Annotated in this window: 14 protein-coding genes; 10 read left to right on the plus strand and 4 right to left on the minus strand. The window is 56.5% G+C overall.

What is annotated here, in order from left to right:
• Nucleotides 1-196: 196 nt before the first annotated feature.
• From D7M11_RS10190 to D7M11_RS10200, 3 genes are read right to left on the minus strand one after another with little or no spacing between them, the layout of a single operon-like run.
• A complete protein-coding gene (locus tag D7M11_RS10190) occupies nt 197-1,165 on the minus strand; it encodes an ABC transporter ATP-binding protein (protein WP_120747100.1) in 969 nt (322 codons plus the stop codon).
• Between the two features lie 59 nt (nt 1,166-1,224).
• A complete protein-coding gene (locus D7M11_RS10195) occupies nt 1,225-2,016 on the minus strand; it encodes an ABC transporter permease (RefSeq protein ID WP_120747101.1) in 792 nt (263 codons plus the stop codon).
• Nucleotides 2,013-2,789 (minus strand): ABC transporter permease, encoded by a 777-nt coding sequence (locus D7M11_RS10200; RefSeq protein ID WP_120747102.1) that lies wholly within the window; start codon nt 2,787-2,789, stop codon nt 2,013-2,015. Before D7M11_RS10200 ends, D7M11_RS10195 begins: the two co-directional genes overlap by 4 nt.
• 259 nt (nt 2,790-3,048) lie before the next feature.
• Between D7M11_RS10200 and D7M11_RS10205 the strand changes: the two genes are divergently transcribed.
• From D7M11_RS10205 to D7M11_RS10230, 6 genes are all read left to right on the plus strand, one after another.
• The gene (locus tag D7M11_RS10205; protein WP_120747103.1) at nt 3,049-4,029 is read left to right on the plus strand and encodes a helix-turn-helix transcriptional regulator; all 981 of its coding nucleotides are present in this window, start codon (nt 3,049-3,051) and stop codon (nt 4,027-4,029) included.
• 262 nt (nt 4,030-4,291) lie between these two features.
• Nucleotides 4,292-5,428: a hypothetical protein gene (locus D7M11_RS10210; protein ID WP_147433419.1), complete on the plus strand. Its 1,137-nt coding sequence runs from the start codon at nt 4,292-4,294 to the stop codon at nt 5,426-5,428.
• 203 nt (nt 5,429-5,631) lie between these two features.
• Nucleotides 5,632-6,696 carry a Gfo/Idh/MocA family protein gene (locus tag D7M11_RS10215; protein ID WP_120747105.1) on the plus strand — a complete coding sequence of 355 codons (1,065 nt, stop codon included), beginning with the start codon at nt 5,632-5,634 and terminating at the stop codon, nt 6,694-6,696.
• A gap of 20 nt (nt 6,697-6,716) precedes the next feature.
• On the plus strand, nt 6,717-7,562 hold the full coding sequence (locus tag D7M11_RS10220; protein ID WP_120747106.1) for a Gfo/Idh/MocA family protein: 846 nt from the start codon (nt 6,717-6,719) through the stop codon (nt 7,560-7,562).
• 3 nt (nt 7,563-7,565) lie between these two features.
• Entirely contained in the window at nt 7,566-8,468 is a 903-nt protein-coding gene (locus D7M11_RS10225) for an AraC family transcriptional regulator (protein ID WP_120747107.1), read from the plus strand.
• Between the two features lie 147 nt (nt 8,469-8,615).
• Nucleotides 8,616-9,656 carry an aldo/keto reductase gene (locus D7M11_RS10230; RefSeq protein WP_120747108.1) on the plus strand — a complete coding sequence of 347 codons (1,041 nt, stop codon included), beginning with the start codon at nt 8,616-8,618 and terminating at the stop codon, nt 9,654-9,656.
• Between the two features lie 566 nt (nt 9,657-10,222).
• Here the strand turns inward: D7M11_RS10230 and D7M11_RS10235 are convergent.
• A complete protein-coding gene (locus D7M11_RS10235) occupies nt 10,223-10,984 on the minus strand; it encodes a DeoR/GlpR family DNA-binding transcription regulator (protein ID WP_120747109.1) in 762 nt (253 codons plus the stop codon).
• A gap of 261 nt (nt 10,985-11,245) precedes the next feature.
• Between D7M11_RS10235 and D7M11_RS10240 the strand changes: the two genes are divergently transcribed.
• From D7M11_RS10240 to D7M11_RS10255, 4 genes are all read left to right on the plus strand, one after another.
• The gene (locus tag D7M11_RS10240; RefSeq protein WP_120747110.1) at nt 11,246-13,102 is read left to right on the plus strand and encodes a metallophosphoesterase family protein; all 1,857 of its coding nucleotides are present in this window, start codon (nt 11,246-11,248) and stop codon (nt 13,100-13,102) included.
• 43 nt (nt 13,103-13,145) lie between these two features.
• Nucleotides 13,146-14,507, plus strand: a complete 1,362-nt coding sequence (locus tag D7M11_RS10245; RefSeq protein ID WP_120747111.1) for an ABC transporter substrate-binding protein — start codon at nt 13,146-13,148, stop codon at nt 14,505-14,507.
• A 218-nt stretch (nt 14,508-14,725) separates the two neighbouring features.
• A complete protein-coding gene (locus tag D7M11_RS10250) occupies nt 14,726-15,802 on the plus strand; it encodes a Gfo/Idh/MocA family protein (RefSeq protein WP_120747112.1) in 1,077 nt (358 codons plus the stop codon).
• A gap of 37 nt (nt 15,803-15,839) precedes the next feature.
• Nucleotides 15,840-16,679 (plus strand): sugar phosphate isomerase/epimerase family protein, encoded by an 840-nt coding sequence (locus tag D7M11_RS10255; protein WP_120747290.1) that lies wholly within the window; start codon nt 15,840-15,842, stop codon nt 16,677-16,679.
• The last annotated feature ends 47 nt before the right edge of the window (nt 16,680-16,726 follow it).

Consider the following 16,726-nt stretch of genomic DNA (forward strand, 5'->3'; position numbering starts at 1 on the left):
CTAAATATCGGTTGAACGCCAGTTTACCTAAGTGTAGATGGAAAACATCCAGTTATTTTCTTGCTGAATCCGGGCATCCGGGATATCTGTGTTCGGCAACAGGAGAAAATCCAGTTATCCACTCCTTATCCCGCAGAAGGGCACGGATTAACAGAGTTTTTTTCATGTATCCTACTTCTGCTGTAGTGTGTCAGCCCTAATAAATCCGGTGCACGACGTCCTCAAACTCCGGCTCCTCCATATGCACGTCGGCCACTTCTCCCCACAAGCTGATCTCGCGCAGCACGTCCATCGCGGTGACGTCGCGGCGGTTGCACTCCAGCGTGAGCGTATCGTCCTGCTGCTCGCGGATCGTAAACGGCGACAGCCACGAATCGGGGACAGCCGGTCTGCCGCGAAACGTTACCTTCATCCGCGTCGGCAGACCGATTCGTCCGCGCAGGTCGGCGATCGTTCCGTCATAGCCAATCTCGCCGTGATTGATGACGATCACCCGTTGGCACAACTGCTCGATATCGTCCATATCGTGGGTGGTCAGCAGGATCGTTTTGCCGTATTCGCGGTTGATCGTTTTCAGAAACCGGCGAATGCTTTTTTTCGCCACGACGTCGAGTCCGATTGTCGGCTCGTCGAGAAACAGGATGTCCGGATCGTGAAGCAGAGCCGCCGCCAGGTCGGCCCGCATGCGCTGACCGAGCGATAGTTTCCGCACCGGCGTGTCCAGAAATTCGTCCAGCGCCAGCAGCTCGCGATACTCGGCAAGCCGCCGAAGCTTGGCCACTTCATCGACCCTGTACATCGCGGCGAGGATGTCGTAGGAGTCTCTGACCGGCAAATCCCACCAGAGCTGGCTGCGCTGTCCGAACACGACGCCGAGCCTCCGCACGACCTGGCGGCGGTGACGGTGCGGGCTGAGCCCATGCACGAACACTTCTCCGCTTGTCGGATGCAAAATGCCGGTCAGCATTTTGATCGTCGTCGATTTGCCGGCTCCGTTCGGGCCGATGTAGCCGACGAAGTCGCCGGTTTCAATCGTGAAGCTGATATCCTTCACCGCCTCCTTCAGCCGGCTCTCGCGGCTGAGCAGGCTGCGGACGGCTGCAAGCCGGCCCGTTTTCGGCACCGGAAGGCGAAACGTTTTGCGTATATGGCTTACCTCGATCATCGGTTTGCTCCTTTCGGTAATGGGGGCGAATCGGGGCGAAGAGCCCCGGCAGGTACTTGTCAGCTTCCCGTGCTCTGGTACTTCGTTACGCCATAGCGCCAGAACAGCAGGCTTGCCGCCAGGAACAGCAGCGCGAAGGCGCCGGTAGCGGCAAGCAGCCAAGGCCCGCCTACACCGCGAACCGTGTACAGCGCCGGCACGTAATTGACGAAGCCGACGGGGATTACGGTGAGCAGGAACGTCTTCAGCCAGCCGGGGAAAACGTCGAGCGGATACAGGGCGGCGTTGCGCGAAGCGTCCTCGGTCAAATTTTGCAGCTCGTTGATACGCATCGTCCAAAATCCGACCGTGGCCGTGGCTAGGCCGATCGAAAACAGGATGACGGCGCCGCACAGAACGGCGAACACCGTTTCGGGGACGATGATCCAGCCTACGGTTTCGCTGCCGAGCAGCGATGAGATCGCGAACACAAGCACGGCGAAGCTTTGCACGAATTGGCCCGCCTGCATACTGAAATTTTGCGACATGAGCGCAAGCAGCACCGGGAGCGGACGGATCAGCAGTTGGTCGAGCTCGCCGTTTACGAAGTAGTTTTCCAGCCGGTGTACGTCCGAAGCGAAAATCCGGTAGATCGTATGCGCCAGTATGATCACGCCGTACAAATAAGCGACCTCGGGCAGACTCCAGCCCTCAAGCGCGCCGAACTTGGCCAAAATGAGGGCGATGACGGAAAATTCGAGCGCATACATCAAGCAGGCGAAAAACGACGAGAGCAGGAAATTCAACTTGTACTGCATCCGGCTACGCACGCTCGCCTTGATGAGCAGCGCGTACAGCTTGAGGGCGTTCATCCGCCTTGCACCTCCACTTTGCGTCGTACGAGCGCGGTCATGCCGAACGACGCCAGCGTCAGCGCGGCGCACCAGACGGCGGAAGGGAGAAGCGCATAGCCGCTTTCCATGCCCAGGAACAGGCGGGCCGGGACGTACTGCATATACGGATAAGGCGTCCAGGAGCTGACGAGCTGCAGCCAGCGAGGGAGCCATTCGATCGGAATCATGCCGCCGGCAAGGAAGGATGAGGCCGAAATGCTGACCCAGTACAGCCATCTCGCTTCGGTCGACCATAGCGAAGCGGCGCCGATCATATAGTTGATGCAAATGTTCATGTAGGCGGAGAGTGCGACTGCGGTAAAGGCGAGCGGCCAAGCGTACCAGCTGGCCGGAAACAGAATCGGGAGCGTAAGCGAGTACAAAGCGAAGAGCGGGACCGTTTTATACAGAAGCTGGTACAAAAGCTGGCCGCATTCGCGGTAAAGGAGATGCGGAAACAGATGGACTGGGCGCATCAGATCGAGCGAAATTTGCCCCGTGCGCACTTGCCGGTCGAGTCCGAGTCCGTTCGTCACGAACATCGTGACGCAGATGAACGCTTGGTTGAAGGCGACATACGTAATCATGCCGTCCGTTCCGTATTCGCCGAGCGACCGGCTGGCGCCGATGCTGGCCCATACGGAGATGAAAACGTAGCCAAAAATGGCGGTTGCGACCGTATTGATCGCATGGGATAGACGGTATTGCAAATTCCGGGCGTAAGCTTTTCGGGCTAGCACGCTGAACAGCATCGCTATGATCTCCTTCTCTTTGCCTAGGAATGACCTTATTCCCTCCTTCGTCCGCGGCCGAAAGAAGGCAGGAAAATCATCGTAGCAAACGCCGGCTCCGCGAGGTAGGGAGCGAATCGGTAAAACCGTTTTTTCCCGGTCCGTCGATCGAAAAAATAGTAGAAGCAATAATCGATCCGTTATCACAATCAAGTGATATAATGGAAACATTTGAGATTAGCCGCCATTCATCGGGCCTCTAGTTCGAGAGGGGGAGTTTATGTCGGAGGGAGACGGCGCTAGCCGGATTTTATTTTTGCTGGAGCTGATCAAGCGCAAGACGGACGACCGGCATTGGCTTACGGTTCGCGATATCATGGAGCAGTACGAATACCGCTTCGGACATCCGATTTCGCGAAATACGGTCAAGAGTCTGATCAGATCGCTGCAGCACTACGGGGTAGACATTCAGGAAGAAATCCGGGATCGGGGCACATCGGCCTTTTCCTTTCAGCATCATTTGTTCGAGCCACATGAACTTCGAATGCTGATTGACGCCGTTTCGGCATTTCGCTCGCTCCCGCTCGAAGACACGAATACGATCATCGAGAAGCTTCATACGCTTACAAGCGAACCTATTCGCGAGACGATCCGGCGGAAAACGGCCGTCTGGGATTCGGTTAAAACAGATAGCCGGCATATCAAATATTACCTGCACACGCTTCACGAAGCGATTGAGCACGGCCGTGCCGTCTCGTTTCAATATGGTGGCTACAATGAAAAAATGCAGTTTCAGCTGAGGCACGACGGGAAACGGTACGACCGGATTCCGCTGGCCGTCGTCTGGCACCGGGACTACTATTACTTGGTTGCGCGGCGGTTGGACGATCAGGTCCCTATTCATTACCGCATCGACCGGATGAGAAACGTCGTAATGGAGGAGCAGACGTTCAAACCTGTACCGTTCGATATCCAGACGCATCTCCAAGCCTCCTTCCATATGTATCCCGGCAAAGCGCAGTCGATTGAAATTCATTTTCACAGAAGCTTGTTAAACGTCATGACGGACCGTTTCGGAACCGGCATTCATCCGTATGCGGTTGACGAAAACTGGTTTTCCCTGCGTACAAGCGCAGCCGTCAACGAAGGCCTGCTCCGCTGGCTGCTAGCTTGGGGCAGCCAGGTGCGCGTGATCGGTCCGGGGGAGCTTGTTGTAAAGATACGGCAAGAACTGGACAGAACCCGAATGCTGTATGATTGACCTGTCAAATTATTGACAAGTCGATCGTGCATCATGGAGCTATGAAAGAAACAGAGGCAATCATACATAACGAAACTATGGGGGCAGCAAAGTGGAATATTACGTGGATATAGGCGGAACACCGATTCGGGTTGGAGACGAAGTTCAAATTGTCTATAGAGCCAAAAAACATGAGGGTAAAAACTCGGATTTGGTAAGGAATAAACGTGTTGGTGTCGTTATAGGGACGTCACCGAAAAAGTATGTAGTAGTCCAACTGCGAATGGTACGAAACAGCCAAGAACTGTGCAAACCAGCGTTCTTCTATCCGGAAGAACTCAAGGTTATTTCAACTGAGGCATCTGAAGGTGAGCTTCTGGCCTATGAGGCGATTAAGAAGACTTCCCCTGCCCAGCAGGAGCACATTGACGATTCGGTAGGAACAGAGTATCTGGAAACCGAAACGCCGGATTGGCGCATCAGTCCGGAGCAATACCAGCGCTTGATTCATTACGTCGGATGCGGCAATTTTCCGGAGGCCGATATTCTCTTCTTCGGTAATGAAGAAGGGACTGGCACTTTCAGCATTGAAGCGAATGTGGAGGCGCGCTGCAGCACTTTCGGCAAGGAGCCGGGCTCATCCTCGTATACGTATACGTTCGGCGATCTTGAGACAGACGGCTTCTTCTGGGAACCGGCTGCGCTCGGCGGACGCGACAAAATAGTCGATTATTTGCGGGCAAAAGGCGGAAAGCCCAAAGTATCCGACACGGTTCGCGGTTCGTTCCTGCCGAGCATTTCCCGCATCGTACTGGCTTTGGAAAACCAGGCAAACACACCGATCGAAAGCTGGTTCGAAACGGATCATTCGAAAGAGACCGAGCGGAAAATCAAAGAATTCGCGCTGCAAGGATTGTTCTGTCCGCGCGAGGGGATTCAGACGGCTTTGACGGACTGGAGGCATCTCCCGCGGCCCAATGAAGGGGCTTGGTATGACGAGTACAGGGTAACCGAAACGATCGAAAAATGCTATTTGAGCGCTTATAACCAGTTTGCCTCAGCTAAGAAGGATAGCTTCAGCGACTACAGCGAAGATGCCGAGAAGCGCAAACGAATACTGCTTAACGCGTTCGTGAAGTCCCCTGCGAAGGTACTGATCGGACTTGGCGGAGCGAACGGCTTCAAGAAGGAAGTGCTGTCCCGCCTGTTCGGATTATCCTTCGAGCCGGTCGATCTGGCGCATGGAATCAGCATGAACCGGGCTGTCGCACATCTAGGTTCCAAGGAGATGAGCATCTTCCTGCTCCCGTTCCCAAGCGCTCAGGTATACGGCAGCAAGGGCGAGCTGCTGGATTGCTTGAAGACGTTTGTTATTGAGCATCTTGCGCCTTTGATGGACAAGCAGCACCGGCAGAATTGAAGCCTGCTTTTCAATAACCTGGGTGATCTACACCTGGGCTATTGCTGCTCCATTTACAAAGAGGGGGAACAAAAGCCGCTCCTGCTCCTGTTCATGCAAAACACAAATTGGGATAAGCGCAAACCCAAAGCTGGATGTTGTCAAATTGGGTGGCGACGATACAATTAACTTATCTAACAGGTGTATAATGGAGGGGTATGGAGATGGATACAATCAAGGTTGCGATCATCGGCTGCGGCTCAATCGCCAGCAGTCGGCATATTAAGGCTTACGCGGCTAACCCGGCTGCGGACATTAAATATTTTTGCGACATCAACCGCGCTCGGGCGGAAAAAGCGGCGGCGGAATACGGCCGCGGCGAAGCGATCGAGGATTATTCGATCATTCTGAACGATCCTGAGGTGGAAGCGGTTTCGATCTGCACGCCGAATCACCTGCATGCGCCCATTTCCATCGCTTGCTTGCGCGCCGGCAAAAACGTATTGTGCGAAAAACCGGCGGCGCGAACGTATGCCGAAGCGCTGGAGATGCAGCAGGTCCAGCACGAAACCGGCAAGGTGCTGAATATTGGCGTCGTCAACCGGTTTAACACCGGTGTTAACCGGATCAAACAGATGATTGAAAACGGCGAGCTTGGCGAGCTGTACCATGTGTACGTCAGCTTCCGTGCGCACCGCTCCATCCCAGGGCTTGGAGGCGCCTTTACGACGAAGGCGATTGCCGGCGGCGGCGCTTTGATCGACTGGGGGGTCCACTTCCTGGATATCGTCATGTACTGCTCGGGAGATCCGAAACCGCTTACGGTCACGGGTCAGGCATTCAGCAAGCTCGGCAAGGACATGGAAAACTACGCCTACGTGAACATGTGGGCCGGGCCGCCCAACTTCGCCGGCACGTACGACGTGGACGATTCCGTCACGGCGCTGATCCGCACGGAAGGGCCGACCATTACACTTAATGGCGCGTGGGCGCAAAACATCGGCGTTGAGGAAATGTACATCGATTTTCTTGGCGACAAAGCCGGCATCCGGCTTCAGTACGGCAAAGAATTTGTGGTTTACGGGGCGAAGGACGGCGCGCTGCTGGAAATCAAACCAAAATACAGTGCGCGCGACGCATTCCAGAACGAAATCGACGCATTCCTCGATGGCATTCGTACGGGGCATAAGTCGCCTGCCCATATCGACACCGTCATTTTATCGAGCCAGATCATTCAGGCGATCTACGATTCTTCCGACCGCCGCGCCGAAATTTCGCTCGAATCTTAAAGGAAGGAGGGAGGGATACCATGAAAAAGATCGGGTTCATCGACTACTTTCTGGACGAATGGCACGCGAATAAATACCCGGAATGGATTCGGCAGGCGTCAAATGGGGAAATGAACGTCGCTTACGCGTATGCCTTAACGGATTCGCCGAACGGCCGGACAAATGCCGCCTGGTGTGCGGACCATGGTGTCGAGCTGCTTGGCTCCATCCAGGAGGTCGTTGACCGCAGCGATTACTTGGTTGTGCTGTCGCCGGATCACCCGCAGTTTCATGAGGAGCTGGCCGAGCTGCCGCTGCGATCCGGCAAGCCGACCTACGTTGACAAAACGTTCGCGCCGAGCCAGGCGATCGCGCAGCGACTGTTCGAGCTGGCGGAGAAGCACGGCACGCCGCTATTTTCGTCCTCCGCTCTGCGGTATGCAGCGGAATACGGCAAACTCGACAAAACCGGCATCGACATGATTAACAGCGTCGGGCCTGGCTCCTTCGCCAACTATTCCATTCACCAGATCGAGCCGATCGTTTCGCTTTTGGGCAGCGAAGCGGAGCGGGTCATGTTTATCGGCACGGAGCGCACGCCAGCCTGGCTGATCGGTTTTGCCGGCGGCAGGCAAGCGGCCATTCATCATTTCGCAGGCGCACCATTCAGCCTGAGCGTTCATTACGGGGCGGCGGGCAAGAGTGCTGCAGTCCGGGCGGAATCGGACTTTTTCGGCTCGTTTATCGCCGATTTGGTGCGGTTTTTCGAAAGCGGGGAGCCTGCGGTCGATCCGGCGGAAACGATCGCGATCATGACGATTATCGAACACGGCATTCGGGCAGCCGCCGTGCCTTATCAGTGGATCGAGCTCCCTCGCGGCAACTAGAAGATGGGGCGAGAAGATCGGGCGGGATGTTTGTTTCATTTCGACAATGTGTTTCCCAAGGGCGGATCGACGTTCGGAAGCATCGTTTTGTTCCAGATCGGGGAAATTTGCTGCGAACGCGGCTATGAGATTAAACCGCATCTGCAATATTGTCTGGAGCTCAGCTACATCGTTTCAGGCAGCGGTTTTTTTTACAGCGACGATACGTGTATTCCGGTCAGCGAAGGGGATATCATATGTAACGCTGTCGGCTACAAACACGCCATTCGCACGGATTCAGCGAGTTTGCTGCGTTTCGTATACATGGGCTTCAAGTTTAACGAAACGGCGGACGAGGAGATGTCGGCCATCCATACTTTTCTGCAATCCGCGCCGTACCATCATGCGAAGGACACGTTCGGGCTGATGAGTCCGTTTCTCCGCAACATGGACGAGTTTTACGCGCAAAAGCCGTTTTCACGCACGATGATTCGCAATTATCTGGAGGAAGTTATCGTCCTGTCTTACCGCGCCTTTACGGAAACAAGCGGCAGAGCTCCTGTTTACGTCGCGCACAAATCGCCGCATTCTGTCGGTTATACGGTGTATTCCGTCATCCGTTACGTCGAAAGCCATATTTACGAGTTGAAATCGATCGGGACGATCGCGGAGAAGCTGGGGTACAGCTATACATATTTGTCGCATACGTTCAAGGACAAAACCGGCATGACGCTGCAGCGCTATATCAACCAAAAAAAGGTGGAAAAAGCGCTGGAAATGCTCAAATACGGCAACCTGTCCATTCAGGAAATCGCGACGCGCCTAAGCTATGAAACGGTTCAGTCGTTCAGCAAAGCTTTCACGCGCATCATGGGCCGACCTCCCTCCCATTATCTCGCTACAGGAAAAAAGACCGAGTCTACGTGATTCGGTCTTTTTTGTTCGGGAGGCGTCAGACGAGTATTTTATGCCGGACGGGCGATGAAACGAGGGTTGCCACCGGCGCCGAGTAATAGGATAATAGAGTGTGTATACAGGTGTAATACAACCTCGAACCGTAAGGAGGGTGCGATAATGGATGCTTTAACGCCGAATCCGGCGCTGTACAACGTACCGTTCAAGACGACCGAATATCGCGGCATGCCTTATAGGAGGCTGGGAGATGCAGGACTGCGCGTCTCGAATATCGGACTCGGCACCTGGAAGATCGGTTTTCCGGAAACCGGGGACGGCTCGCGTGTGGGGGAACGGGAAGCCTTCGCCATTTTCGACAAAGCGCTTGAGCTGGGGGTCGCGTTCTGGGATACGGCCAACCGGTACAACTTCGCCTCGGGCAATTCGGAGCGTGTGATCGGCCGCTGGTTTCGGGCCAATAGCGTCCACAGGCGCGATATTGTACTGGCGACGAAGCTGTTCGGCGGCATGGACGGCACGACGCCGAACCATAGCGGCTTGTCCCGCTCGAATATCATCGCATCGGTGGATGCTTCTCTGGAGCGTCTGCAGACCGATTGGATCGACGTGCTCTACTTCCACGGCTTCGATCCGGATACGCCGCCCGAGGAAAGCCTTGCCGCGGTGGAGGATTTGGTCCGCGACGGCAGAGTCCGCTATTTTGCCGTGAGCAACTTTACTCAGGAGCAGCTCGAACTGTACAAGGAAAAGTCCGCCGCTCTGTCCGTGCGCTGCCGTATCGCAGCGGTCCAAAACCAGTTCGACGTTCTGGACGGCGAACAGGACGAGAGGCCGGGTGTGCTCGGGTACTGCGCCGCAAACGGGATCGCCTTCGTGCCATGGAGTCCGCTCGCCCGCGGGCTGCTTACCGACCGTTATTTGGACGCCGCCGCCGTCGGTCCGGGAGATCGCCGTTACGACGAAGGGGATGCGTCGATCGACGCCGCGACGGCGGACAAGCTGAGCCGGCTTGCCGTTTTGTCGCGCGAATGGGGGATTGCGATCAATCAGCTCGTCATGGCCTATATGCTGACGCTGCCCGGCATGGGACCGATCATCCCGTCCTCCACGTCTGCCGCGCAGTTGGAATCGAACGCGGCTGCGGGTAAAATAACGCTGGAGCCTGAGCAGCTTGAGCGCGTGCGCGAAGCGCTTGCCTGAGCGCGGGAAGTGCGGGAAGTGCGGGGAGACGGCTGAGGCTGCTCCTGGTCCCGGTCCCGGCTAAAACCGATTGCAGCGAGGAAAAGGACCTCAGCTTCCGCTTTGCGGCGGTGAGATTGAGGTCCTTTTGTGTGCCAATCGGGATGTTCCCGGATCATGCGGCCGCTCCGGCACATCTTGCAGGGTATCTCTGCTGCTGCGTACACAATAGCGGTCCTTTAAACCCTCTATTTTCCGTAGACATTTCATGTTGGAAAAATAGAGTGCTTTTGGGACTGTTATTCCATTCACCATCGCCACAAATACTGGTTTTGGCACAAAATAGCAGCCCTAAAGGCTGCTATCCTTGCAGGTTCCCTGAATTTGGCTGATATAACACGCCCAGAAGACTCTTATTGCTCCGGCGGCCGGCATCGCCGAGCCGTTCGTGTTCGCGAAGGCGAGGATGCCGCCGAACGATGCAGTTTCCGCACGGTTATACACGGTCCGATAGCTCCAGCACTGGCAGATGGCCGGCAGGCGGCTTGGCCGAACGGAGCAGCGGAGCGTCCGCCTCAAGCGCCGGATCAAACAAGCGTTACCTGCATCCCGGCGCTGCGCAAAGAAGCGATATCGTCCGCTGGAGCCAGCTTGTCCGTTATCAGATGATGGATGCTGGACAGCGGGCTGACGAACGCCGAATGCACTTTGCCGAATTTGCTGTGATCCGAGACGAGCACCACTTGGCTGGCGTTTTCCATCATCATCGTTTTGATGCTGGCCGCGAGCAGGTAAGGGACGGTGAGGCCGATCTTCCTATCGATCCCGGACGTGCCGATAAAGGCGATATTGGCCCGGAACTGGGCGATCAGCTTTTCCGCCAGCGGGCCGACGATGCCCGCCTCGGGATGCATCGGGCCGGTCGTTCCGCCGCAGACGAAGGTCGTTATGTTTTTTTGGTGGCGGTAAAGATGATAGGCGATTTCGAGTCCGTTCGTAATAACCGTAATATCGGATAAAGACGACATCAATTGAGCAATCTGGTAGTTCGTCGAGCCCGAATCGATAAAGATGGTGTCCCCTGGTCGGATTAGAGCGACTGCCGCTTCGGCAATCGCTTTTTTGTGCTGCCGGTACGGGTCTTTCGACGTCTCTGCGGGAGCCGTCTGCGCAATTGGCAGCATCGCGCCTCCGTTAATTCGGCGGATCAGCTCCAGATTCTCCATCTCGGTCAAGTCTCGGCGAATCGTGACGATGGAAACGCCTAGCTGCTCGGACAGATCGGTAACGCTCATCAAGCCGTTAGTACGCAGTAAATGAAGAACTGCTTGTTTGCGCTTCTCGTTCATCGTAATCCTCCAAATAATGATCGAAAACAATCATTTACAACGATCATTTTACCATATAAACTGAATATATACAAGAAAATGTGATCGATATCGATCATTTTATCGAAGAGGGGATGTATTTAAGCCAGGGGGCGATCGGGGCCGAGTACCGGCCGAAAGGCAGGGCGAAGGTCGAAAAGTGCAAGGCGAAGCGGAAAGCTTTGTCAAACCAAACAGAGAGAGACAAATGTACGAAAAGACGGCGAGTGGGAGTGATCGGAATTGAGAATTGTAGTGCTGGGCGATTTTCATCTGAATGAGGCCGAACTGGACTGGTCGGCGCAGTGTATGGACGATATCCGCGAATGCGAGCCGGACCTCGTCGTGCCGTTGGGCGATTTCGGCAGCAATCGGCTGATCGGCGGACCGGAAGGGCTGAGGCAGTCCCACGAGCTGCTGTCCCGGATCGGTAAGCCGCTGCGGGCGATTTTGGGCAATCACGATTTACAGCGGGAATCGGGAGGCAAAGGGCAGGAGCACGGTACGATGGAGCGCGAGCTGATCCAATTGTTTGGCCAGTCTGCCGGTTACGGCGTCATCGAGGAAGCCGACTTCCGACTCTTCTTCGTCAGCACCGATCCGCAGCCGGACGATTCCTGCTATCACGTTCAGGAATGCTACGTGTCGGAGGAGCAGTTCTCGTGGCTGACCGCGAAATTGCAGGAGCGTAGTGGCGTGCCCGTGATCATGTTCACGCACGCCCCGCCGATCGGCTGCGGACTTCGGACGGTGCCCGGCGTGCATGTGCGCGCTACGAACGCCTATCTGGACCAAAATCACGATGCGCTGCGCTGGCACCGCCTTTTGCGCGAAACGCCGGAAATCGTCCTCTGGTTTTCCGCCCATTACCATTTGGGGCACGGCTATCCGGACTCGAAGACGAACCGTTTCGGAACGACGTTTTTCATCACGGGGGTGCATGGCTCGGCTACCAGAGACGGCGATCGGCTGTCGCGGGTGATCGACATAGCGGGGGACGGCGTTCGGGTCCAAACGCTTGATCACCGGCAGCGCCGGATTTTGCCTGAGGCGGATTGGGCGTTTCCGGGTTCCGCCTTGGAACTGGTCGATGCGAAACGGAAAGCGCTATCCCAGACACAGGTGCAAGCGGAGGCCGCCGACGACAGCGAACTGCCGGTTTGCGAGGCGATATGCCCGCTGGGTGACGGAATCCCTTCCGCATCCGGTATGGCGCACATGGGTAGGGACCGCTGGCTCGTTGCCGCGAGCGACGGGTATTTGTGGGAGGTTTCCGCTGACGCTGAGGCGATTCTGGGCACCCTGCATCTAGGCTCGCCGGTAAACAGCGTAGCGATCGGCCGGGGGGAAACGGCTTATACGGCGGATGCCAAGCTGTTCCGGGCGGATACCCGCGATTTGTGGCGGTTTGCGAGAGAGCCGGTCGATATGAAGAGCAGGCGGTACACGGAGCTGGAGGACGGCGCGGCATGTGTTGCTTACGATGCGGCCGGCGTTCTGTGGGCGGCGGTAGGCTGCGGCTTGTACGCGATGGAGGCAAAGCGGGAGGATGGCGCTTACGCCCCTGTTTCCGGTCAAAAGCTAATCCATACGTTCCCGGAGCCGATTGTGAGGTTGAAGGCGCACGATAGCGGCATGATCGCCTCTTCGGGCAGCGGCACGCTGTACGGCATGAAGGACGGACAATGGATCGTGCTCGAACGCCATGCCGTTTGCTGGGATGCGTACGGTAAGGACTATGCGGCAATTATCAAGGATGGCGATCGTTACGAATTGGCGTGCAAGACGGAGACAGCCCCCGGACGGCATCGGGCGACCTTGCAAGGGGAGCTAGAGGGATCGGAACAGACACAGATTGTTTGCCTGGGCGGGGGCCATGTACTGCTGGGCGATGCCGGCACGGCTTATTTGTGGAACGTGACGGGCAATGACCGCTGCGCCATTCCGACGAAAACGAACGTAATCGCCATGTGTGCGGCGCGAGCAGCGGAAGCGGGTGACGGAAACAGCCGATTCGCTCTTGTCGTTGCCGGCGACGGCGGCTTTATCCGGCCGCAATTGCAGGTATGGCGGTACGACCGGCTTGCCCCGAAAGCTTAAAGCGGAAAACTAGCAAATACCATTCGATAAGGGGATCGTAACTATGGATATGAAGAAAAAAGGGTTTTACCGCGCAAGCGCGGCGGTCGTCCTGAGTTTGTCGCTGGCGCTGACGGCATGCGGCAAAGATGGCGGAACAGGTACGAAGCCGGAGGACAACGGGGCGAAACCGGCCGGGACAGAGAAAAACACCGCACCCGTCTCTTTGACGATGTACCAGACCGGATCGAGCTTATCTGACGAGCAGTTCGATATTTTCGTCAAAGCGCTGGCGGAAAAGATGCCTTACGTCACTTTGAAGATGGTCAGGGACGGTACGGGGACGAAGCCGCAGGACCTCATTGCCGCAGGAACGTTTCCGGACATCATTTACACGGCCAATCCGAAATTCCGCGAGCTGCAAAATTTGAAATTGATTCAAAATCTCGACAGCTTCGTCAAAAGCAAAAACGTCGACCTGTCCATCTTCGATCCGCAGGCGATCGACACGATCCGAAGCTACGACGCGGGGAAACAGCTGGTGGCGATTCCGTTCTCGCAAAATATCGGCGCCTTGTTCTACAACAAGGACATCCTCGACAAATTCGGCCTGCCGTATCCGAAGGACGGCATGGATTGGGAGCAAACGCTGGAGCTTGCGCGCAAAATCGCGAGGGTTGACGGCGGCAAGCAATTCCGCGGCTTGGAAGTGACCGATGCCCGCCATCTCGGCTCCGCGCTGTCTCTGCCGTGGGTCAATCCGGCGAATATGACGGCCTCCATCAATACGGACGGCTGGAAGCGAGTCTTCCAACTCATCCGCGATACGAACAACATTCCGAACAACAACGTTCCGGCCGAGGAGTACGGCAAGGGAGACGACAGCTTCATCAAGTTCCAGAGCGTAGCGATGCTGCCCGGCTGGGCCAGCGGCACCTCGATCAAGCTGGAGGATGCGTTCAAGAAAGGCACGGTGTTCAATTGGGATATCGTATCGCTGCCGAATTTCAAGGATTCGCTCGGAACCGGCCGCGAGTACGACATTCAGGCGCTGATGCTATCCGATACGAGCAAGCATAAGGATCAGGCGTTCGACGTCATCCAGTTCCTGACTTCCGAGTACGTGCAGTCGATCGTTACCGCCAAAGGCAAAATTTCCGCTATCAACACGCCGGAAATGCAGAAGAAATACGCTTCCGATCTGGGCAGCTTCAAAGGAAAAAACATCGCCGGCATTTTCAAAACGAAATCGGCCAAATTGAATCCGCCGACCGAATTCGACGCAATCGTCATTTCCAGTCTCGGGGCGATCACGAAACGGCTCGTGATCACAAACGACGACATCAACACCGTCATGCGCGAGCAGGAAGAGATTGCGAACAAGCAGATCGAAGAGGAAAAGGTACTGCTCAAAAACTCGAAGTAAGTCAAGCGGGAAAACCGGCACGAAGCCGCGATTTCGCTCCGAACTACCCTTCTTTCGCTGCTTCCCGCAGCAGGGAGGGGCTTTTTTTTCGGCGAATGTCTTAAAAGTTGGGACAACGAGTTAAAAAAATGAAACGTATTCAGGCCGGGCTTGCCTTATACTTATCGTGAAAAGCTACGCTAAAACATGCCTAACGCATGAGGAGAGGGGTATACAAAATGAGTCGGAAAACCAGACTGGGCATTATCGGCGCCGGCAACATCGGGGCTGTCCATGCGGGGGAATTCAGCAAGCTGGCGGATCTATGCGAAATCGCGGCCATTACGGACGTTGCCAAACCGCTTGCGGAGTCGCGGGCGAAACAGTTCGGCATCCCGGTCGTTGAAGAAAGCCCGGAGAAGCTGATCGAAAATCGCGATATCGACGCGGTTATTATAGGAGTACCGAATAAATTCCATGCGGACCTGGCGATTGCCGCTCTGGAAGCGGGCAAGCACGTGCTGCTGGAGAAGCCGATGGGGCTCGATTCGGAGCATGCGAAGCGGATCGTTCGCGCTCAGCGCGCTACCGGCAACGTGCTCATGGTGTCGCACCAGATGCGCTGGGACTGGGTGCCGCTGCAAGTGAAGAAGCAAGCGGAAGCCGGCGCGCTCGGCCGCATTTATTCGGCCAAAACGGGCTGGTACCGCCGCAAGGGCATCCCGGGCTGGGGCACTTGGTTTACGCGCAAGGACATGTCGGGAGGCGGCCCGCTTATCGATATCGGCGTGCATATGCTTGACCTCGCGCTGTATCTGATGGGCGATCCGAAGCCGGTTGCCGTATCGGGCGCCGTATACGCGGAGTTCGGGCCGAAGAAAAAAGGCATCGGCACGTGGGGTACGCCGAACTGGAACGGCGTGTGGGACGTCGAGGATCTCAGCACGGCGCTGATCCGGATGGAGGACGGCAGCACGTTAACGCTGGAAGTGAGCTGGGCGGTGCATATGGACACGGACAGCAAGCCGTTTATCCATCTGATGGGCTCCGAAGGCGGCGCTTCGATTCGCGGCGCCGAAGGCAAGTTTTTGACGGAAGCGTTCGACCGCGACATGGAAGTTGCGCTGAAGACGCCTGCGAACGACGAAGGGCCGCGCATCCGTCTCAGCCGCCATTTCCTCGATTGCGTGCTAAACGGGACACAGCCGCTTCCTTCGGCGATTACCGGTCTGACGAACAATCTGATCATCGACGCGATCTACGAGTCGTCCCGCACGGGCAGCGAAGTGAAGCTCGACTGGGAAGGCCTGAGATAAGCAGGTTATCACGAAAGGGGAGCGTAAACGAATGGCAATTTTGCGTGGTCTGACCCGGGCAGGGCTTGGGAATGTCGGCAGCGCCGAGCAGTTTATTGCGCTGGCGTCGAAGTACGGATTTCAATCGGTGGATATCGATGTGGCGGGCCTGGTCGACGGTCGCGGGGTGGACGGTGCGGCAGAGCTGCTTCGTTCCCACGGCCTTGTCATCGGCTCGATCGGATTGCCGGTTCAATGGAGGACAACGGAAGAGGAGTTCCGCAGCGGATTGCCGACTCTGATGAAAAATGCGGCGCTCGCGCAGCAGCTCGGCTGCACGTCGAGCACGACATATATTTTGCCTTCGACCGACGAGCCGGCTGCGCCGTTCATGGCGGCGGCAATCCGCAGGCTGCGCCTGTGCGCGCAAATCTACGGAGCCTACGGCATCCGTCTGGGCCTTGAATTCGTAGGGCCGCACCATCTGCGGACGCGCTGGAAAAATCCGTTCATCTGGACGATGGCGGATACGCTGGACATGATCGAGGCGATCGGCGAGCCGAACGTCGGCTTGCTGCTCGATTGCTACCACTGGTACACGAACGGACTCGGAACGGAACATATTACGCGGCTTCGCGCCGAGCAGATCGTTCACGTGCATCTGAACGATGCCCCGAACGTCCCGGTTCACGAAGCGCTTGACAATGGCCGACTGCTGACCGGCGAAGGCGTTATCGATCTGGTCGGCTTCCTGAAGGCGCTGAAGCAAACCGGCTATACCGGCTCCGCCTCGCAGGAGGTGCTCACCCAGCAGCCGCCGCAGGAGCCTGCGGAAGAGCTGCTTGCGCGGACGAAGGAGCAGTATGACCGCCTGTTCGCCGCGGCGGGAATCGAATAATCACACACAAAGCTGCACGGCTTACGGATGCCGGCAAGCGGCCCGGG

The organism is Paenibacillus ginsengarvi (assembly GCF_003626695.1).
Lineage (GTDB): Bacteria > Bacillota > Bacilli > Paenibacillales > NBRC-103111 > Paenibacillus_AB > Paenibacillus_AB ginsengarvi.

Bases quoted from the DNA above. Each gene is read 5' to 3' on its own strand.
- D7M11_RS10190 (WP_120747100.1), bottom strand. From the start codon at position 1,165: ATGATCGAGGTAAGCCATATACGCAAAACGTTTCGCCTTCCGGTGCCG.
- D7M11_RS10195 (WP_120747101.1), bottom strand. From the start codon at position 2,016: ATGAACGCCCTCAAGCTGTACGCGCTGCTCATCAAGGCGAGCGTGCGT.
- D7M11_RS10200 (WP_120747102.1), bottom strand. From the start codon at position 2,789: ATGCTGTTCAGCGTGCTAGCCCGAAAAGCTTACGCCCGGAATTTGCAA.
- D7M11_RS10205 (WP_120747103.1), top strand. From the start codon at position 3,049: ATGTCGGAGGGAGACGGCGCTAGCCGGATTTTATTTTTGCTGGAGCTG.
- D7M11_RS10210 (WP_147433419.1), top strand. From the start codon at position 4,292: ATGGTACGAAACAGCCAAGAACTGTGCAAACCAGCGTTCTTCTATCCG.
- D7M11_RS10215 (WP_120747105.1), top strand. From the start codon at position 5,632: ATGGATACAATCAAGGTTGCGATCATCGGCTGCGGCTCAATCGCCAGC.
- D7M11_RS10220 (WP_120747106.1), top strand. From the start codon at position 6,717: ATGAAAAAGATCGGGTTCATCGACTACTTTCTGGACGAATGGCACGCG.
- D7M11_RS10225 (WP_120747107.1), top strand. From the start codon at position 7,566: ATGGGGCGAGAAGATCGGGCGGGATGTTTGTTTCATTTCGACAATGTG.
- D7M11_RS10230 (WP_120747108.1), top strand. From the start codon at position 8,616: ATGGATGCTTTAACGCCGAATCCGGCGCTGTACAACGTACCGTTCAAG.
- D7M11_RS10235 (WP_120747109.1), bottom strand. From the start codon at position 10,984: ATGAACGAGAAGCGCAAACAAGCAGTTCTTCATTTACTGCGTACTAAC.
- D7M11_RS10245 (WP_120747111.1), top strand. From the start codon at position 13,146: ATGGATATGAAGAAAAAAGGGTTTTACCGCGCAAGCGCGGCGGTCGTC.
- D7M11_RS10250 (WP_120747112.1), top strand. From the start codon at position 14,726: ATGAGTCGGAAAACCAGACTGGGCATTATCGGCGCCGGCAACATCGGG.